The 18,938-nt window shown below is 40.4% G+C and carries 13 protein-coding genes and 1 pseudogene; all 14 read right to left on the bottom strand.

The features are described 5' to 3' along the window. Positions 1-4 precede the first annotated feature (4 nt). The 14 genes and pseudogenes from DN062_RS02660 to DN062_RS02595 all read right to left on the bottom strand — a co-directional run bounded on the left by DN062_RS02660 (position 5) and on the right by DN062_RS02595 (position 18,933). Complete coding sequence (locus DN062_RS02660) at positions 5-1,027, bottom strand: ATP-grasp fold amidoligase family protein (protein WP_112157307.1); 1,023 nt, start codon at positions 1,025-1,027, stop codon at positions 5-7. Positions 1,028-1,029: 2 nt separating this feature from the next. Beyond that, on the bottom strand, positions 1,030-2,055 hold the full coding sequence (locus DN062_RS02655) for an ATP-grasp fold amidoligase family protein (RefSeq protein ID WP_133256737.1): 1,026 nt from the start codon (positions 2,053-2,055) through the stop codon (positions 1,030-1,032). Further along, a complete protein-coding gene (locus tag DN062_RS02650) occupies positions 2,052-4,103 on the bottom strand; it encodes a glycosyltransferase family 2 protein (RefSeq protein ID WP_112157303.1) in 2,052 nt (683 codons plus the stop codon). The genes DN062_RS02655 and DN062_RS02650 overlap by 4 nt, the downstream gene beginning before the upstream one ends. A 50-nt stretch (positions 4,104-4,153) precedes the next feature. Beyond that, positions 4,154-4,873, bottom strand: a complete 720-nt coding sequence (locus DN062_RS02645; RefSeq protein WP_112157301.1) for a sugar phosphate nucleotidyltransferase — start codon at positions 4,871-4,873, stop codon at positions 4,154-4,156. 24 nt (positions 4,874-4,897) lie between these two features. Continuing rightward, complete coding sequence (gene glmS / locus DN062_RS02640; RefSeq protein ID WP_112157298.1) at positions 4,898-6,727, bottom strand: glutamine--fructose-6-phosphate transaminase (isomerizing); 1,830 nt, start codon at positions 6,725-6,727, stop codon at positions 4,898-4,900. 52 nt (positions 6,728-6,779) lie between these two features. Further along, a complete protein-coding gene (glmM, locus tag DN062_RS02635) occupies positions 6,780-8,111 on the bottom strand; it encodes a phosphoglucosamine mutase (RefSeq protein ID WP_112157297.1) in 1,332 nt (443 codons plus the stop codon). A gap of 170 nt (positions 8,112-8,281) precedes the next feature. Then, on the bottom strand, positions 8,282-10,060 hold the full coding sequence (locus tag DN062_RS02630; RefSeq protein WP_112157294.1) for an FkbM family methyltransferase: 1,779 nt from the start codon (positions 10,058-10,060) through the stop codon (positions 8,282-8,284). A 46-nt stretch (positions 10,061-10,106) separates the two neighbouring features. Beyond that, positions 10,107-11,594 carry an alpha/beta hydrolase gene (locus DN062_RS02625; RefSeq protein ID WP_112157293.1) on the bottom strand — a complete coding sequence of 496 codons (1,488 nt, stop codon included), beginning with the start codon at positions 11,592-11,594 and terminating at the stop codon, positions 10,107-10,109. Continuing rightward, positions 11,585-11,845, bottom strand: coding sequence for an acyl carrier protein (locus DN062_RS02620; RefSeq protein WP_112157291.1), 261 nt, complete (start codon positions 11,843-11,845; stop codon positions 11,585-11,587). The genes DN062_RS02625 and DN062_RS02620 overlap by 10 nt, the downstream gene beginning before the upstream one ends. A 49-nt stretch (positions 11,846-11,894) precedes the next feature. After that, complete coding sequence (locus DN062_RS02615) at positions 11,895-13,148, bottom strand: beta-ketoacyl synthase N-terminal-like domain-containing protein (protein ID WP_112157289.1); 1,254 nt, start codon at positions 13,146-13,148, stop codon at positions 11,895-11,897. A gap of 170 nt (positions 13,149-13,318) precedes the next feature. Next, positions 13,319-13,533: pseudogene (locus DN062_RS02610) on the bottom strand (transposase family protein); the annotation flags it as partial. A 105-nt stretch (positions 13,534-13,638) separates the two neighbouring features. Continuing rightward, on the bottom strand, positions 13,639-15,384 hold the full coding sequence (locus tag DN062_RS02605) for a heparinase II/III family protein (protein WP_133256736.1): 1,746 nt from the start codon (positions 15,382-15,384) through the stop codon (positions 13,639-13,641). Positions 15,385-15,654: 270 nt separating this feature from the next. Continuing rightward, a complete protein-coding gene (locus tag DN062_RS02600; protein WP_275668098.1) occupies positions 15,655-16,026 on the bottom strand; it encodes an ISAs1 family transposase in 372 nt (123 codons plus the stop codon). A gap of 546 nt (positions 16,027-16,572) precedes the next feature. Further along, positions 16,573-18,933 carry a DUF6270 domain-containing protein gene (locus DN062_RS02595; RefSeq protein WP_112157282.1) on the bottom strand — a complete coding sequence of 787 codons (2,361 nt, stop codon included), beginning with the start codon at positions 18,931-18,933 and terminating at the stop codon, positions 16,573-16,575. Positions 18,934-18,938 lie beyond the last annotated feature (5 nt).

Below are 18,938 nucleotides of genomic sequence, written 5' to 3'. Positions count from 1 at the left end.
AGCCTTACTTAGAAATTTTTTTGTAGGTCTTAAATTCTTTGTTATTTAGTAAATCTAAAATCAATCTATTTTTAGCTAACACAAACTCTTCACCTAAGACTTTATCCCACTCATCGTAAAAACCACCTGCCCCCCCTGCATTGAAGGTAAGCTCACCAAAATAAAGACCTTCTCTACCTGCTAAAAAATCAATCCTACAAAAAGGAAATGGAATCTCTGTACTTAGTTTTTCAACTAGTTCTATATCTCTCTCATTGAAAAGTGGATTAACTATTTTCCCATCTGGTCTATAATAACGAGATATTTTAGCCTGCACCAAATTGCCACTTCTATCGAAGAACACGTCCTCTCTTCTTTTTCCCCAACGATTTACTTGGAGCACCAAAACAACTTTCCCATAAAAAGTATAAAACTTAACATCATAAGAACAGTCGCCTTCGCTATTTAAAATCAGCTCTTCAACTTCCCACTTAAGACCAGAAGGTGAACTTTGAGAAATACTAGTCAATGCATGATCAATTGAGTTAAAAGTCTTTCCCGAAAAAACATCTTTAACGACGCCATTTTTATTTTGCAAAAGGCCATGCACATTTTTTGATTGTGCTCCAAAAACTGGCTTAAGTACAAAACCATTCTTAATGACAGAAAAATCAATTTTTTTGACGTCACTGTATGAAGCATTTGTAAGATATGTTTTTGGTAAGCGGCACCCCAGCTCAGCACAGAATTCTTTACCACCAGCTTTGCTATTAATTCTATTTCTACTACTGACCATTGAGGCCATAAGACTACTATTAACTATTCTTTGGAATTTAAAAGACTTAGAGAACAAATCATTCAATACAACAGTAAACGAATGTGAAACCGGAGGTACTATGCTTAGCGTTTCAATCCTTTTCCTAAGGCTATTAAGGCTATCATAATCACCTGACTTGGCCATTTTTTTTATATGAGAATCAATATCCTTAAAAGAGTTTCGGATTTTAGAAAGCTCTTCTTCTATCAGCACAAAACTGTCGTTTTCCATTTTCAGCTCTTAACTTTACTGTTTTTATAGAAGTGTGAAAAAAGTCTTGCTTCAGCAGACAAGTAACACTCTCCTAAGTATCTATCAAATTCCTGATTAAAAGATGAAAACTGACCAGGTCTTGGAGTAAATTCACCAAAAGCAAAATCTTTTCTACTCTTTATAAAATCAATTCGCATAAATGGTGTCAGAATTTCTTTACTGATATGCCTCGCCGTTTCTAAATGCCTGGTACTAAAACCACCACCAATAAAAGATCTATCTTTATAACGACCTGTGCTCGCTAAGCTACCATCCGGCATCCACTCGCAATATCGAGTTTCATTAGCCCTTTCAACTTCTAGAACGAACCCCACTTCACCGTAAAAACAGTAAAATTTCAAATCCACAGGTGGTACTAATACGCCTTCATCAAAATCACCAATGAACTCTTCTAACAACCAAGAATCTTTTTTAATAATACCACTTTTCATTAAATCAGTAGCTTTATCTAAAGCATTCTGAGCCGAAGAAAAAACTTCTCCTGTTCTCACTTCAAAAACACCACCTAATTCATCAAAAATAAAAACTCCATGACTAGATGAGCCATTTTCTGGTTTTAAAACTGAGCCATTAATTGGTACTATTTTATTGATCGGTTGATTGTATGCATAAGTCTTTGGTCTTTTCACTCCTAGCTTGTCAATAAAATCATAAGCATATCGCTTATTATTCAGCTTCCATTCTGGCTGAAAGTCAAATAATTGTCTTCTGCGAGTTGCTTGGACAAGTAGTTGTTGAAATGACGATGCATTTTTTAAGGGAATTTTATTTTGACTTAATAGCCTTGTATTTTTCTCAGTTAGCTCATCAATACTTAGTAAAGCAACCATTTCTTGTAATACAGACCTACGTACATCACTAGATAGATGCTGAACAGCAGTAGCAATTTGATTCGATATGATGTTTTTCTTTTCTTTCTCAATCTTTAGCTTTTCATCAGCTCGTGCTAGTGCGGATAAAAGCTCATCAATCCGATTTTTGCTCAAATAACACCCCACATTTTGAATCCAATGAATTCAGGATACCCATCAAGTGGATAATCAATCAATGCTTTGTCTGTAGTTTTATATTCGTTAGTTTCAATAGTCTGCCCCATTACAATAGGCTCTATTTTACCCTGCTCAAGTTGCTCAAAATAAAGTGTACACAATGACTCTGGAGCTTTATGAAAGCTTGGCCAGTGGAAAAGAGCAACTTTTTGTTTAGGATTATTGGCAATATACGTAGCTATTTTTTTACAATCAGCTATACGTGAGAAGTCACCTGCAATCACAATATCAAATTTTAATGGCTCATCTGATCTCTCAAACATACTGCGTGGAGCTGGAAATACTCGATTAGTTTTAGCATCACTAATATTCAACTTTTCCTGTGATGCATGCCACCAAGCACATATTTCGCGATAAATATGCCTAAGTCCAAAATATACAGTCCTAACATGTGTGGCTTTAGTGCGTGTTAAAGAGGACTCTTCATCTAGTGCAAACGCAAGAGGAGTGTCAGCAAAGATTTTAGCGAAGGCTTTTTTACCGTAGTGAGCTTGCATTCTCCAAATATATTCAGTATCACCACCTATACGGACATGATCCCACTCACCGATTGTGTCTAGTACTTCTCTATGAAACATAAATGAAGACTGGCTCCAATGCGTTAAACAGTTATTAGGGCGCCAATTTTGAGTAAAAGAAAGGTTTTGCAGAGCACGTATCCAATGCGCAGAGCAACCTTTAACTTCAGGATGCTTTTCAAGAAAAGCCACTTGTGTTGCTATTTTTTGAGGATGCGACCAATCGTCACTATCATGAGTCGTTAGTAATTCACCCGTAGCAAAAGTTAGACCAAAATTACGCGCAGCGTACGCTCCACCATTCACCGGCGGTTGAATCGCTTTAATGCGTGGATCTTCTTTCTCTAAAGACTTTAAAATTTCAAAAGTATTATCCGGGGAGCAATCATCAACTGCAATAATTTCAATATTCTCATACGACTGCTCAAGTAAAGACTCAATCGCAATGCGAACTTGTTCACCCGCACTATATATAGGCATAATTATCGAGACTTTTTTACTTCCTTTAACTTTAGGAAGCGGCTCACCTTCAACATTTGCAATAGATAGTGGCTTAGCTGTGTCCTTAATACGTATTTTACTAAAACCATGAATAGAAAATGCATGATTAATCATTTCAATTCGTGCAGCATCGTTATCTAAGGCATTTGACAATGCAAAATGAGCATCAGCATCTTTCGGGTGCTGATCTACAAATGACTTAAGTACTTGATAAGCTTCTTGACGACGCTCTAAAGTCATGAGGCAAAAGAAGCTAAGATATACCGTTTCTTTGCGAGATTTTGTGGCTGCAACGAGCTCTCGCATTTTATGCGAAAACTCCAGTGCTTTTTCAATTTCACCGCAAAAATATAACCAGCGAGCAGTGTGCCACATAGCCCACCATCGTGATTCTTCTTTTGTAGCAACATCGTTATATACTACTTCAAGTTCTTTTAAGGCAGAAATGGAATGTCCATTCCATAGTTGAACAGACAAGTTATTGGTAGTATTTGATACTGAACCCTTAATTTTATTCCCTTTCCGTTTACCTTCTTTTAGGTAATGAACCAATGGATTCTCATTTAAGCTTAACTTATAACTTTCTGAATAAAAATCCGAATCAAAACGTTTACACGGGTTAAACCCAAGCCGCCAACCAATAGCCATGTAATGTAAGACGGGATCAATCCCTTTTGGTAAGAAGGCACTGTACTCCTCTTTATACCACTTTCCATTCACTAGCTTTGATTTTTTAACAAGATCGTAGTCACTTTCGAGCTCTTTTGGAAAAGGATAGATTCTCCGTAAATACAGATGAATATCTTCTGCACGAAGATCACACTTCATAGCTGAAAGTAAGAAATTGGTATATGAGTACTTGAAAGAAGGAAGCTCAATGACGGATTGTGAGTAGCAGTTCAGTGCTTTACTAAACTCACCCTGTCTATAATATAAATTCCCTTCAGAAAAGCTACATTTTGTCATTTTAAACTCTAAATTTATTTAATTACAAGGTACTGCAAACAACTTAATGGTTATTCAACAAATCGCTGCTCAAGATTTGTCAGTTGCTCAAGCGTATTTACTCCTTCAACCTCTTCCGCGGAAGAAGCCTGCTGAGCATGAATTGCAATTCCCTGTTCCTTTGCAATTGCGATGATATCTGTTAAGTAATATTCACCCTGTGCATTATTTGCTGAAAGCATCGGTAACCATGACATGAGTAAATTCGCAGGCAGCGTCATAATTCCTGTATTCACTTCTCGAATCAATTTCTGTTCGTCATTGGCATCCTTTTCCTCCACAATTGCAACCACATCTCCTTTGCTATTTCGTACTATACGACCGTACCCTTTCGGATTCTCCAAAATGACGGTTAATAATCCTACACTTGGCACAACAGCACAGGCAAGTAATTGCGTAAGTGTACTTTCCGTGATTAGTGGGACATCTCCATACAGTACTAAAACCTGACTCTCATCATCAACTTGTGGCATGGCCTGAGCAACAGCATGACCAGTTCCGAGTTGCTCAGACTGTAATGCAAAGAACAAGCCTTCACCTTTCACTGAGGCTTGTACTTGATCAGCACCATAGCCAACAACAAGATGAACTCGACTCGGAGCGAGTTGCTGGGCGGTATCGACTACCCACTGAATTAAAGGTTTACTCTTGAGAGGATGAAGCACTTTCGGCAAGACTGATTGCATACGACTGCCTTTACCCGCCGCTAAAATAATCACTTCTAATGACATATTAAATTCCCTGAAGGCTTTGACTCACTCGACTGTGACGCTTTTAGCTAAATTACGAGGTTTGTCGACATCTGTTCCTTTTACCAAAGCGACATGATAAGCCAAGAGCTGAAGAGCCACAACATGCAATACAGGCGACAAAAGCCCATAGTGCTCTGGCATTTTTAAAACCTCTATCCCTTCACTGGAGTCTATTGCCGTATCTGCATCTGCAAACACATAGAGAACACCGCCACGGGCACTCACCTCTTGCATGTTGGCTTTCAGTTTATCAAGCAAACTATCGTTTGGTGCAACGATTACAACAGGCATATTGGCATCTACAAGTGCTAAAGGCCCATGTTTCAACTCACCTGCTGGATAGGCCTCAGCATGAATGTATGAAATTTCTTTTAGCTTTAATGCTCCTTCTAATGCAATCGGATAGTGATACCCACGTCCTAAAAATAATGCGTGCTGCTTATCGGCAAAATGCCCGGACCAGTTTCTAATTTCTGGCTCTAATGCCAATACTTTTTCAACGGCTAGAGGCAAGTGTAGCAACTCTTGTAAGTATTGTTGTTCTGAGTCAGCGCACAAACGCCCATGTTGCTTTGCTAAAACTAAGGTTAATACAAACAGCGTCGCCAATTGTGTAGTAAAAGCTTTAGTAGAAGCAACGCCTATTTCTGGACCCGCTCGGGTGATGAAGCGTAACGCCGTTTCACGCACAATAGCAGATTCAGGAACGTTACAGATTGCTAAGGTAAATTTATGACCAAGCGCTTTAGCCTCTTGTAAAGCTGCTAACGTATCAGCCGTTTCACCGGACTGTGAGATCACAACCACTAACTGATTAGGATTCGCTACGGTCTTTCGGTAACGGTACTCGCTGGCAATTTCAACACTACAAGGAATGCCGACTAAGTCCTCAATCCAGTATTTAGCAGTCATACCTGCATAGCTTGATGTTCCACAGGCAATAATTAACACAGAATCAACCTGGACAAACATATCAGCCGCCTGAGCGCCAAACAAACCCGGATCTAGTTGCGCCATACCACTTAGCATTTCTAAGGTATTGCCTAACGCTTGTGGCTGCTCGAACATCTCTTTTTGCATAAAGTGTTGATATGGCCCCAACTCCACAGCACTGGCCGAAAGCTGTGACAAGGTTTCTGGGCGCTCTACGGTTTTGCCCTGCGCATCATAGATCTCTAGCTTGTTTTGCTGAATACGTACAATGTCACCATTCTCCAGATAGACTAAACGACGTGTCACACTGATCAAAGCAGACGCATCCGACGCGGCATAGATACCATTATCGGCAATTCCGAGCATTAAGGGTGAACCCTCACGTGCCACAATAAGCTGATCGGGAAAATCTTGATGAATAATGGCCAAGGCATAAGCACCCTTCACCTGAGTCAACGCCACTTGCACGGCCATCAAGAGATCAGAAGATGATTTGAGTTGATGCTGAATTAAATGTGCAACAGTTTCGGTATCGGTATCGGAGGTAAAAACATAACCCAAGGCTTGTAATTGAGTTTTTAGCTGAGCATAGTTTTCAATGATGCCGTTATGGACTAAAGCGAGTTTTCCAGACACATGCGGATGAGCATTTCGTTCAGCAGGTACGCCGTGAGTTGCCCAGCGCGTATGGGCTATACCTAAAGCCCCCTGAGCTTTTTGTGCTTGGGTTAATGCTTCTAATTCTGCAACACGCCCCAGCGCTCTAAACCGCTGAGGTTCTCTTTCACCTAGTACCGCTAAACCCGCTGAGTCATATCCACGATACTCTAGTTGTTTCAATCCACTGATTAAAAAATCAATACTGTCGACCGATGCATTGGCCGCAACAATTCCACACATGTTTAAATTCCTTTAGAAAACACATCAAGTATAAAAATTAAACAGCTTTACATTACACTAACATTTCAACCAACGCTTCAGCGCAGTCTTGTGCTGTTTCTCTGCAGGTTGCCTCGACCATTACTCGAATCAGAGGCTCTGTACCTGACTTTCTTAATAGCACTCGCCCATTTTGACCTAAACGATTCTCAATACTCACTAACCGTTCACGCATAGGGTGTGTGTCGAGAGGATTAATACCGGTGTCTTGGTATTTTACGTTAATTAATACTTGAGGAAGTTTTTGCATACCTTGCTTCAAAACCGCTAAAGAGGCTTGTTGCTCAACCATTAATGCCAATACACGCAGCGATGCCACTATTGCATCACCTGTTTGAGCATAATCTAGCAAAAGAATATGACCAGACCCCTCGCCTCCGATACGCCAGCCTGTTTTACTTAGCTGCTCCATCACGTAACGATCACCTACATTGGCACGCACAAACGGAATTTTAAGTGATTGCAATGCCAACTCTAAACCAAAATTTGCCATCAGTGTGCCCACAACTCCCCCCTCATACCCCTTTCTTTGGGCATCCCGAGCCAGTATCCAGAGAATCTCATCACCGTCCACAACAGCTCCAGTATGGTCGATTAGCATAATACGGTCTGCATCACCGTCAACAGCAAGGCCGATATCCGCTTGATGATGCTTCACCGCCTCAACAAGACTTGATAATGAGGTTGCGCCGCACTGCGCATTGATATTGATACCGTTTGGTTGATCATGAATACTGATGACCTCGGCACCCAGTTCACGGTAGACCTTAGCTGCAATCTTATAAGCAGCTCCGTTGGCACTATCGACAACGATTTTTAAGCCCGTCAGTTGTAAATGACTCGGAAAGCTGCGCTTACAGTATTCGATATATCGTCCAGCGGCATCCTCAATACGGCGTGCTTTGCCTAGGTGTTCCGAGGCCACACACTCTATGCCATGCTCAAGCGCATGCTGCAGCATCTTCTCAATAGCTTGTTGCTGAGCATCCGATAACTTTGAACCCTCGTTAGAGAAAAACTTTATACCGTTGTCGTAATAAGGATTGTGTGACGCACTAATTACCACACCAGCATCTGCACGGAAGGTTGACGTCAAATAGGCCACTGCTGGTGTGGGTAAAGGGCCTGCTAGAGCGATATTCACCCCAGCAGCAGACAAACCCGACTCCAAAGCAGATTCGATCATATAGCCACTGGCGCGCGTATCTTTGCCAATTAGAATTTCTTGTGTACCCTCTGCCCCTAAAACTTTGCCCGCAGCCCATCCAAGTTTCATGATAAAGTCAGGTGTCATGGGGAATTGGCCTACAAAGCCACGGATACCGTCGGTGCCAAAATACTGCATGGTTCTTCCTTTAAGAAATAGGGTTTTAATGAAAAAATAGAGTGTGCAGTGATTTGCACTAGAAAATTATCAAACTTCAAATATTTCTTTAACTCGCAAAAAATGTAGATGCATTTTGTTTACTTTTAATAACTGTTTGCGGCATGAATAGCCAAACTCCTGCAACTTTCTCAACCCCTATCTTCAAATAAAGAAAAATCTAGACCTAAAGCGCGTTCAAATGAGGGGCTATTGGGAACAGAAAAAGAAAGGTCGACAACTGTCGCATGTGACATATCTTTAACTACTGAAATGTTATTGGTAGCGTATTGACAATCCTCTAAACTTAGCTCTTCAATTGGTATTATCGTTGAACGGGGATAAAGCCATTCAACGGTAATATCATGCTTCGCTGCAAGATCAGTTAGTTCACGTCGATATGATGCGTTGACAAGACCTTCTGTGTAAAGTTTGCAACCCTTGGGAAAATGAGCTAACAACCGCATAAGCTCCACTACACTTATGCCAATATCTGCAAGAAACTGTCCCCTAAGTATCACGTGGGATACTGAGTCTATGCGCTGAACCAACGATGCTAGCGTTTTTTCAAAATTATGGACATTAGAAACTCTGTGTAGACTTATCCGTTGTGAGTAGTCATTAAAAACTTCGTCTTTAAAGTAATGACCCTGTTTGAGAGCCAATGCCCCTTCCTCAGTACAGAGAACACTCAAACAGCCAGCATTCATCTGTTTAAATTTACGGGCAAGAGCCAGTGCAGTTATACCAGCACCCAACTGGATAATATTTTCAATATTCTGTATGTTAATGGCGTGTAACAATGGCGAAAGATTAATGTCAAAATCATCAACACAAGGTCTGCCAAACAGTCGACTAACAACTGCATATTGGCTCGGCATACCAATTGACTCACCTACTGCTGACTCTGCACGGTATCCTGAAGTTTTGTGCTTGATGAAGCAAGATTCCATCACCTTTTTCTCAGGGAATTGCTTTTCACGAACGAAGCATTTAATTTCGATAGAGTCTGCTATTTCTGGAAGTATAAAGGTGGCTTTTGGCTCTATCTGGTACCATTGTTGATGGAGCTTCTCATTATTCACCATCAGATAAAAAGCATACTCTGGTTCTGAGAAAAAACCATCTCTCAACACACACTCGATATTAGCCTTATCTGCAGAAAGATCATACGTCACCGATAAACTGTTCTTGATCGTATTGACATCAGGCCATCGTCCAGCATGTGTTTCAATGAACCATGTAGATGCATGCTCAATTGCGCGCTTGACAAACAGCGGGTTTCTAAAATTGGAAACATTAGTAAAATAGTGATCGTGCCCTGCTGTAAAAAAACAAAAATAGCCAAGATTTTTGAGCTTTTCATCAATTCCACTACCCGTATAATGCTCAATTTGAATAAAGGCTGGACTTTGACTTAGAAGTTTGGATGCGCCATCAATTACCTGAAGTTCATGCCCCTCCACATCAATTTTGATGCCTAGCACTTTTCCCTGCATGTCGTCCAGCTGATCCAGAGTTACAGCTTCAACATCATAGGTCTCTGAGAAAATAGACGCATCGTGAATCGAGGTATTAACAACTCCATTAACGCCCGACATAGGGGAGTGTCTGCCAAAATGCACACTACCGGTACTATCTGAAATAGCTAACTGGAAAGGTTTACAGAGCTTTTCAACACAGTTGAGCGTCAAGTTTTGATTAAGCTCTTGGTAGGCTGCTTCATCAGGTTCAAAGGAGTAGACACTGCTCACTTTAACAGCCAGTGTAGCAACTAGGCTGTAAAGACCCACGTTAGCCCCTACATCAAGTACAATCTCAGCGCCAGAAAACTCCAAAAAGCTCAAAAAAAGAAAAGGCTGCAAAGGCTCATATTTCTCACTAAGCTGGTTTCTTGCCTTGGACGCATCCGTCCACAAAAAGCACTCCATAATAACTCCAACTAAAAAGCACTAGCTTTAACACAGTCGTTCACACTTATGAACATGAACACTCTGTACTGTCATTACTTACAATTCCCAGCAATGTCTGCAAGAAACTGCCATTTAGTACGGCGGGGGCTATGACCGCATGAATAGCAACATCCTTAACAGAATGGATAGCGACTTGAGACATGCCCGAGAGGTAATCCACGTGGACTAAATCTTTGACACAGTATTCACCAGCGTAAAGATCAATCTGACCTTTAAAGTTGCTACGCTCAAGGTGCGGTTTAATATCAAGCCGATTAGCAGAAACGACCTGATTGACTTTACGAATCTGTGGACGATTACGGTAATCTGCATGGCGATCAAAAAAATCGATGCTTAGATTTCCTACAGGGGTATAAGCCAATATATTGCTAGCATCAAGAGCTATACCATAGTGCAATGCAGCAGTTCCCCCTGCCGAGTGACCAAACGTAATAATTCGTTTTGCACCGTAGCCTTTTGCAATCTCTCTGAGCTTTTCAACCGAGGATTCAAAACTACCTCCCTGTCCTGAAATACCATTGAGATAATAAGAGTCTTCTTTATCAACCAAATGCACAACTGCTACACCATAACCAGCAAAGAACCGATCCAGCAGGGTTAAAGACACCGCAAAACGGCGTGCCACTCCAGAAAAAATAACAACTAGACAATCTGCTGATGCTCGCGGGGAACTGGTTAGCGCCTGTGTCGGAGAAAAAACAGGGGTCAGCGGTCTCAAAGGGGCCTTAAGTGCAAGCTCAAACCTTATTGCCTCCTCCAATCCCTCCAGTTTACACGCTTGACACAGGGTATCGAGAGAGGATTTTAAACCTTGATCACTTGCTATACCCAGCCCAATACTGTGTACTAACAAAAACTCGACAATTTCTTTGTTCAATTCACCTTGGTTGTGTGCCTCAAACGCCAATCTTAACGCCTCATTCAGGCACTGGAGCTCAACCAATGCATGCACCCAAACCTGTAGCATAAAACTTTCATGCTTACGTCGTTTGATGTAACGCTGTCGACAGAGAATTACAATGTCTTCAAATTCACCCTCAAGTTGAAGTTTATTAAGCAGCAAGCGTATTCCAGGACGATGCTCTGGCCAACGCTTTACAAATACTTTCAAAAGTTTAACAACTTCTGTATTGGTAATATGATGAGAATATAACTTTAAATCCAGCAGCAAAGCCTCTGTACAGGCATCCCCTGCCATTAGCATCTGATCGGTGACTGGCACAACCTGCTGCTCTAAATCAGACCCGTACAGATAATCCAATTCTTTATAACGAAGGTACAGACTCTGGTCTTCAGCCCAGTACAGGGTAGCTTGGCGAGCTGCATGCAAAGCACCGATGTAATCCTGAGCGATCAAGCGTTGCCGTATTATGTTGACAACTAACTGAGTATCCTGAGAACAGGAAGTTGACGCAAAATTTTGCCATAAGACCTCAGCATCGTTCAGATTAGCGCGAAGGTATGCGTCCTCAAGCTGAAACACTATGGACATAATACTTTATCCACGTATTCTACCACTTGAGCAAAAGTCTCTAATAAATCTTGATCTTGATCCGGTACATTAATATTAAAAGCATTCTCTAGAAGCAGAAAAAACTCAACCTTATCTACGCTATCCAGAATATCACTGAGCATAAAACATGGATTCCCGATGATATCCGCCCTGGTGCGATCTGTACCTAATACAGCTTTCTGCTCCAATAATAAAATCAGGGTATTTAGCACTTTCATTTGTGTACTCATGCACTACACTCCTAGGGCATGCAAAGCCCCATCCGATACACTCATTTGATTACTCACCTCTGCTAACAACGAGGCTAACGTGAGTACCTCCAAAACCAAACGCATTCACAAGCACAGTATTATGCACGTAATTCAGGGGCTGTTGACTAGCCAATATAATGGGTAACGCCTTATCTTGATTAAAATTAAGTGTTGGCAGTACGAGGCTATGTCGCATTCCTTCTAGTGCCAAAATCGTGCTAATCAGCGCTGCGGCCCCCATTGAGTGGCCTAGCTGTGACTTATTTGCAGTGATTGGGGATGATTTAAGGTGCTCACCGAAAACTGTCTCAAGCGCTTTAATTTCCACCTGATCACCCTGCCAAGTTCCAGTCGCATGTGTACTGATAATACCTATATCATGAGTACTGTAGCTGGAATGAATCAGTGCATCACGCATACAAGCTGCAACCTGCATTTCATCTAGAGCAGTCTGACTCCTCGCACTGGAATTCATCGCTCCACCCTGCAACCAGCCCTTAATCGTCCAAGCATTGTTTTTTGCTAGTGCTGCCGTGGTTAACCAAAGCGCACTTACCCCTTCCGCCATAACCAGACCACAGCGATCAGCTGACAACGGCCGGGACAAGGTAGCAGGATCAATAGCCTCCGCTTTTTGCGGTGGCACTGCTGCTGCTTTTAGCCAAGCAAAGCCAGCAGCATTTGATGCCTGCAAAGGGAGCTCAAAACCACATACCAGTGCTGCATCAATAATCCCTGCTTGCAAAAGCTGTCCTGCGATAAGTAGCGCCTGACCACTAGAGGCACAGGCACCTCCCACGTTGAACTGAGGACCTGTAAAACCCCAATCAGCTGCCACCATAGCCAAAGGTACATTCTGGCAACGGGAGAGAAGCCCAGTCATTAAGGGTTGCTGACGACCACACATTGCTTCATGCGTTATAGTCGATGTCAAGGCTGTTCCACCAATCACTGCAACACGAGTAGGATTTAATACTGAACCTAAAGGATTAATTCGCTGCAATAAACGATGGCATACACTTCTTAAAACTTGAGCAGTCGGATCCGGAGTACGTTCTAAAACTGCACTGGACCCAGCTAAAGTTTCGAAGCTAGCTGGTATTTGTCCGGCAAACCGGACTGAATCAGCACTAGGAAGCAATGACAGATCAGGGTCATAACGTGTTAAGGGCACAATACCCGACTTTCCTGTACTGGCGGCCTGCCAAGTATCCTGCAAAGTCAAGCCAAGGGCGGTTGCGCACTCATAGTCGATGATGGCCAATGGCACAAAATAAGGCATTATACTTTTTCCTGTCGAGCTGAAGCACGTTAATCCCACAATTTTGCAGGCATGTCAAAATACCATGTTGATTCTTTGAATCTATTGATGTCAATAATATGTACCACGGAAAAATGCTGCTTTCTGTTAATGTACACCAGCTTTTCATTCACTCAGAAAAACACTTTTACGTCTGACTCGGATGTTCCATTTTCAAAATCGCCGAAGCACTCCAACAAGTCAAGATGCTCTTCACCAAAAACTGCAATTTCTTCTCACCTTCAGCTCCTGCAATCAAACCGCAAACGGTCAGTAATAAAATGTCAGAAAGCGAATGTTTTACCTTCCAATCTTGGCGATAGTCTTTAAGGATTGAGAAATGGCTTAGCAGCTCTTGTGGGTTCATGAAGATACCTGATGAGAATAGAATCTTTGCATCAGACCATCTTATTGGTTTTAAGCTAATCTTTTGTCTACGTATTTCGATTAAAGCCACTGATAGTAAGGGCTTTCATGATATTTTCTTGAACTGGAAACGTGTAGTTACATTTAGCTGATTTCGCACCCTAAAAACCACTCTAAGGAGTTGACTAGGTTCAACTTGATTGGCTTTATAAGAGATACAGCTAAATACACGATCTTCCTTACGGCCGGACACTACAGAAAGGTCATCCGGTGTATCACCTTCAAACTCGATAGCTAACTGATTACCTGAATCGCTGGTAACTAGTACTTGATTGTTATTAATCGACAAAGTTTTGTCTTTTGGGAAATGCCATTGCAGAGTGATGTTCCTAGATTGCTTATCGTCAGCTGAAATTTTGTCTTGAACTTCAACAATTTTTGTTTGTGAATCAAAGGTAACAGTTCGTTCATGAGAAACAGGTGCGAGCACATCAAGCTGCATTTTTATATGTGGTTTGGTATCTGACTCCGAAAACTCAGACACCTTCCAAGCAGATAAACGATGCTCAAACTCCTTCGAATAGCTTGCATGAGATATGATTGGAACATTATGACCAGGACGACCACGCATATACTTACGAACTGGATCGTTATTAATGTAGTTATATAAACCCGAGTCGATCAACCAATCTTCACCACCGGCATACAAACTAATGTGACCTTCATCTTGCTGATGATGATAACGGCTTGAACAACCGACTTTCACAATTAGATGAAAGGCTTTTTGATAGTGCTCTTTAGCAGGCCATTCATTACGAAAGATCGCGTAACCAGACTTTGGATAAACTTTGTTCAGTATTGGCGGTTTAACGCCTTGTTTGCCTTGTGTATGTGAATAAAGAAAATACTGATACTCTAAACGATGCCCAAACATCTCTTTATATCCATCAGATGTTGGTAGCTGTTCTGTATCACCTATTGGTGGAAGCCTTCCATCTGGACGCAGTATATTGGTTACAAAACTCAGTGCTTTCGCTGAAAACTGATTAAACTGTTGAGCAAGGTCACCTAAGACTTCTTCAGGATAATCTTTAATTATTCCAAGAAATACCTTAAACACGAATATATGATAGGCAGGACTGTTCTCAACGTGGACACCTTCTTCGGTAAACGCAAATTCCAATTCGCTACTAATCCTTTTAATGGCTATCTGCAGCCACTTCTGACTCTGCTCACCTTCAAATACAGTGCCGAGCAAAAGAAGTACCCGCGCCTGCTCAAGCCCATGATTGGTATGGTGAGAGTAAAAACTATCCTCAGCCAACCACTGGCCATGGACCATCAATGCCTGCTCAAGATAGGTCAGGAAGTCAGAGTGCTTTTTCGCCCAAGCGGGTGCAAACTCATGGCAGTAATAAGTAAAGAAAACCAGTTGCTCAGCACGTAAGGCTGTAGCATGGTCGTGCCAGATAAACTCGAAAGGATAGCTATTATCTGTTTCCAAGTAGGTTTTAAGCCAAGACTGAATCGCTTCCAGTGCCGAATCCAGTACCGCCTCATCACCAGATGCTCGATGGTAGGCTATAAGATAAGGTAGAAACGACAGCCAATTCAGCCGCCACTGCCAGCTGCGGTTTTTTAGAGGATTCTGCTCCCAATCACCCCACTCAAAAAACTGGACTGACTTGAAAGGAGCCAGCTCAAGACAGTTTTTAGAAAATAGTTTCTCACCAAGTAACTTGTTACTCGAATTAGTTGAGAGCAGCAGAAGCTTTTCCTGGACGCAAAACTTAAGCAAAAGGGATGCACCGCACTTCAGGGAGATTGATCCTAACTCTTTTTTTGTAAGCAAATAGTTCACCTTATTAATAACTTTTATTTAATTTATATATACTTAAGCCGCATATTTAATGTGTTCATGTTAAAAGTATTTTTGTGTTGGATCAGGTCTCAACTCAAGGAAAAATCATGGAGCTCCGTATGTCTCTAGGACTTGCAAAAAATACTCTCGACTCATCGCAGCCTTCTTTCGCTTCTTTTGAATGCCTGCTTGAAAGGTTTTTTCACTTTTCAAGAAGTTCATCACTATATGCCGAATTCCTGCGAGGCTCTCCGCGGCATCTTAACGACGTATCCGACAAGCATCTTCTTTAAAAGCAACATCAAATGACCAATGCAATTTATTCTCAATAAACAAGTGCTGGCGAACAGCTTGTGAAAATCGCTCCGCGGTTAAAATTTCAGACGAAATATAATAGCGAACTTGCACATGATCAGGGATGGTGTCACCTTCTTGTCGGAATGAAATAGCCACTCCGACACCCTTCATTCTTGGCCAATCAGATGACAAGTTTACGAACTCATCAAACACATCACTGACAGCATATAATCGGGTTTCTTTGCGACTATAACTCGATTCAGTTGTACTAACACAATCACTTTCATACTGGAGTAAACGACTCATCGGAAAGTGCTCTTTGAACGCTTTTTCCAGATGAGGTTAATAGCCTTTTACAGCCAACAAGTAATCGGCTTCTTTATCAATGATTGCCTTAGCAATTGCACGCTGACCATCGCATTAAGTGTCACAAGGCATCCACGGATTTCTAACAATTTTAACAACTCTGGAATTGCCGTTATCTAATTGCTTTTTTCCTCTGCTTTGAGCTGCCCAATCGCCACACTATATTGAACACAAAATGCAGTAATTATATGGATTGCATAGCGCCGACAACCTGTCGTTATAGCTACGGAGCGTCTTTACATCAATCGCTTTAATGGTGCATTCCGTTAAGATATGACAGCTTTTCATCAATTTCGAAAAACACGTTTGCATCTGACTTGGATTAAATCTAGCTTTGACACGGGCAATTCTATTGAGACTCGGAACCTCATTCTCGAAATATCAGTAGCACTTCAGCTAATAAGATGAGCTTCGTCAAATCTGCGATTTCTTCCAAGTCTTAAGTACTAGCAATCGGTCAGTAATAAAATACCAGAAAGAGAATGCTCTACTTTCCAATCTTAGAAACTCTACCAATCAAGATTCAATAAATCCAAAAAACTCTCCTACTTCATTTTTTAAAGCAAGCGAAAGATTATTATCCTCAATGAAAGATTTTATTTTTTTAGCCGATTGCTTTTCATTTACATCATTACTCCTTGTATCTGAGTAATTATGCATTGTCCAAATATATGCTGGAAACGTTGAGTCCAACAGTGTTTTTGAATGATTTACAATTAATGTATGAGCTACACTACTTACTATGGGTGAATCAGTAATTATTCTTGATTTAGTAAAGCTATATCGACAAATTTTTGATAAACCAATTGCTAAATATGGTTTATTTATAGAATAAAAACTATCATAACTATCACCATAAGTCCCAACAAAACCTTTAGGAAATGTCAAATAAAAACCTTCATATATATCTGAAACATAACTTGGGATGTTATCATAAAAAGCTGGTGATAAAACATCATCATCGTCAAGCCTGAAATTACAAAATAGAATTTCATCATCAAAGACGTAATTCTTGTTAATTAAGGCCAACTCACCCTCTAGGATTTCTTGCCAGTCATGGGGCTTCGTTTCACATACTTTTATTATGTTAAAAGCTTCTTTATTTTCCTCTACCAAACTGTCAAATCTTGACAATAAATTTACTGGAAGTTGATCTGAAATTGCTATATTTAACTTGAGAAGGATATTTTTTTTAATCAGCTCATTATGCTTCTCTAAAAAAATAGGTAGTGTATAGTCAAAAAGAATTTTCTCTCTTATCTTTAGTCTTCCTAAATCAAGAATGCACTGCTTATATTCTTCATATTCCTTTCGAGCTGACTTATATGCTTTAGTTGACGCATAAAGCACTGAAAAGTTCATCAACCCATATATAACAGTATCTATTCTATTCTTTTCCAGTTTAACTGTTGCAGCTTCATCTTCAAAGTATCCAAGCATTTTATCCACAGACACATTGACTGGCATCATCAGAGAATGACCCTTTTTTGGGAAAACCTCATAACTTATATTCAACTCATTCTCAAGACATTTATTAAAAAAATAAAGAGATTGTTCTTCCAAATACTTTTCATAATCAAATCTAGACTGAGCTATGAAAAACATTGGAAAATTATTGTCTCCATTATTTTTCTTGGTTTCATCAATGTACAAACCTATATCATTATAATCTTCTCTTATACACTGACCGAATATAGGTTCAAAAAACTTTTTCATTCCTTTATCTGAGTAAGTTGACCCTAACAATCTAATTTGCGGTATATTAGCATATACAGCCTTAGCACCAAGACTAATGCCATGATGAAGTGCCCCATACCCCCCCATAGAAGACCCCCACATGAACAAGCTTCCATTGGTTTTATTTAACTTTAGGCGAATTAATTTTTGTAATAGATCTTTCACAAAAAAGTCACCATTTTCACCTAACCACCAAGAGCCACAATTATTAACCCCATAATTATCTATTGGCACTAATATATTAACTTTTCCATTTTCATACATTGACGGTTTAGAATTATAAGTATGACCATGTAAAATCACTAATAACGGCTTGTGGTTTTCATCTTTTGCTGGTTTATATCTATAATACATTCGGCGTCCTTGATAGTCCTTGATATAATCAAGTCCATACTGGTCAAGTTCCATATCAAGAAAAATTTTCTTCAGCTGCCGCAACTGCTCAAACTGTACGTTTTTACTGAAATGAAAGGGCTCAAAACCCCACTTATGACTTTTGTCAATATTCAGCATATTTTCTGTGTACCTAATGAATCTCGCATTAGGTAGATACTTACTTATTTCAGAGTACATAAAATCTAACTCTATGTTGGAATTATTAACATACTCTTCGCTGTATAAGCTGTGTTGCATGCTGCTTTTATCATCGCAATCAAGTGTCCAGTAAACTTGATTTATGACAACTTTATGTCCTAGACCACTGTCAATAAGGTACTGACTTAATTTTTCAAGGCCTTTAAGCCATAGAGAACGCCTCTGGCTATCAAAAGGCTTTATCAACTTATATTCATTTGGTCTATAAAGAGCTTTTTTGTACTCTGATGATACTGTATGAATAGATTTCCCATTAATAGAAACACTAAATCTTTCATCTACAAGATCAATAAGAAATATGTCAGCGTTACTGTCTTGCAGAGATGAAAATATAGCTTTGCTCATATCGGCATGCACCATTTTCCGCTGCCAATTAGACTCTATATCCGACAAGATCTTTTCATCGACAAAGGGAGTAGCACCCAGAGATGCAAAGCTTGAACGTGCATAGTAACCGACAACCTCAAAATCATTTTTATCCGCCATCTCAAACGGATCTCTAGAAACACAACTGCCTAAGATATAAACTTTTATTGGCAAACCCATAAAAA

Origin of the sequence: Nitrincola tibetensis, from assembly GCF_003284585.1 — a bacterium.
Classification (GTDB): Bacteria; Pseudomonadota; Gammaproteobacteria; order Pseudomonadales; family Balneatricaceae; genus Nitrincola; species Nitrincola tibetensis.
Note: the sequence above shows the minus strand (reverse complement) of the source record. Positions and strands in the feature narration are given on the sequence as shown.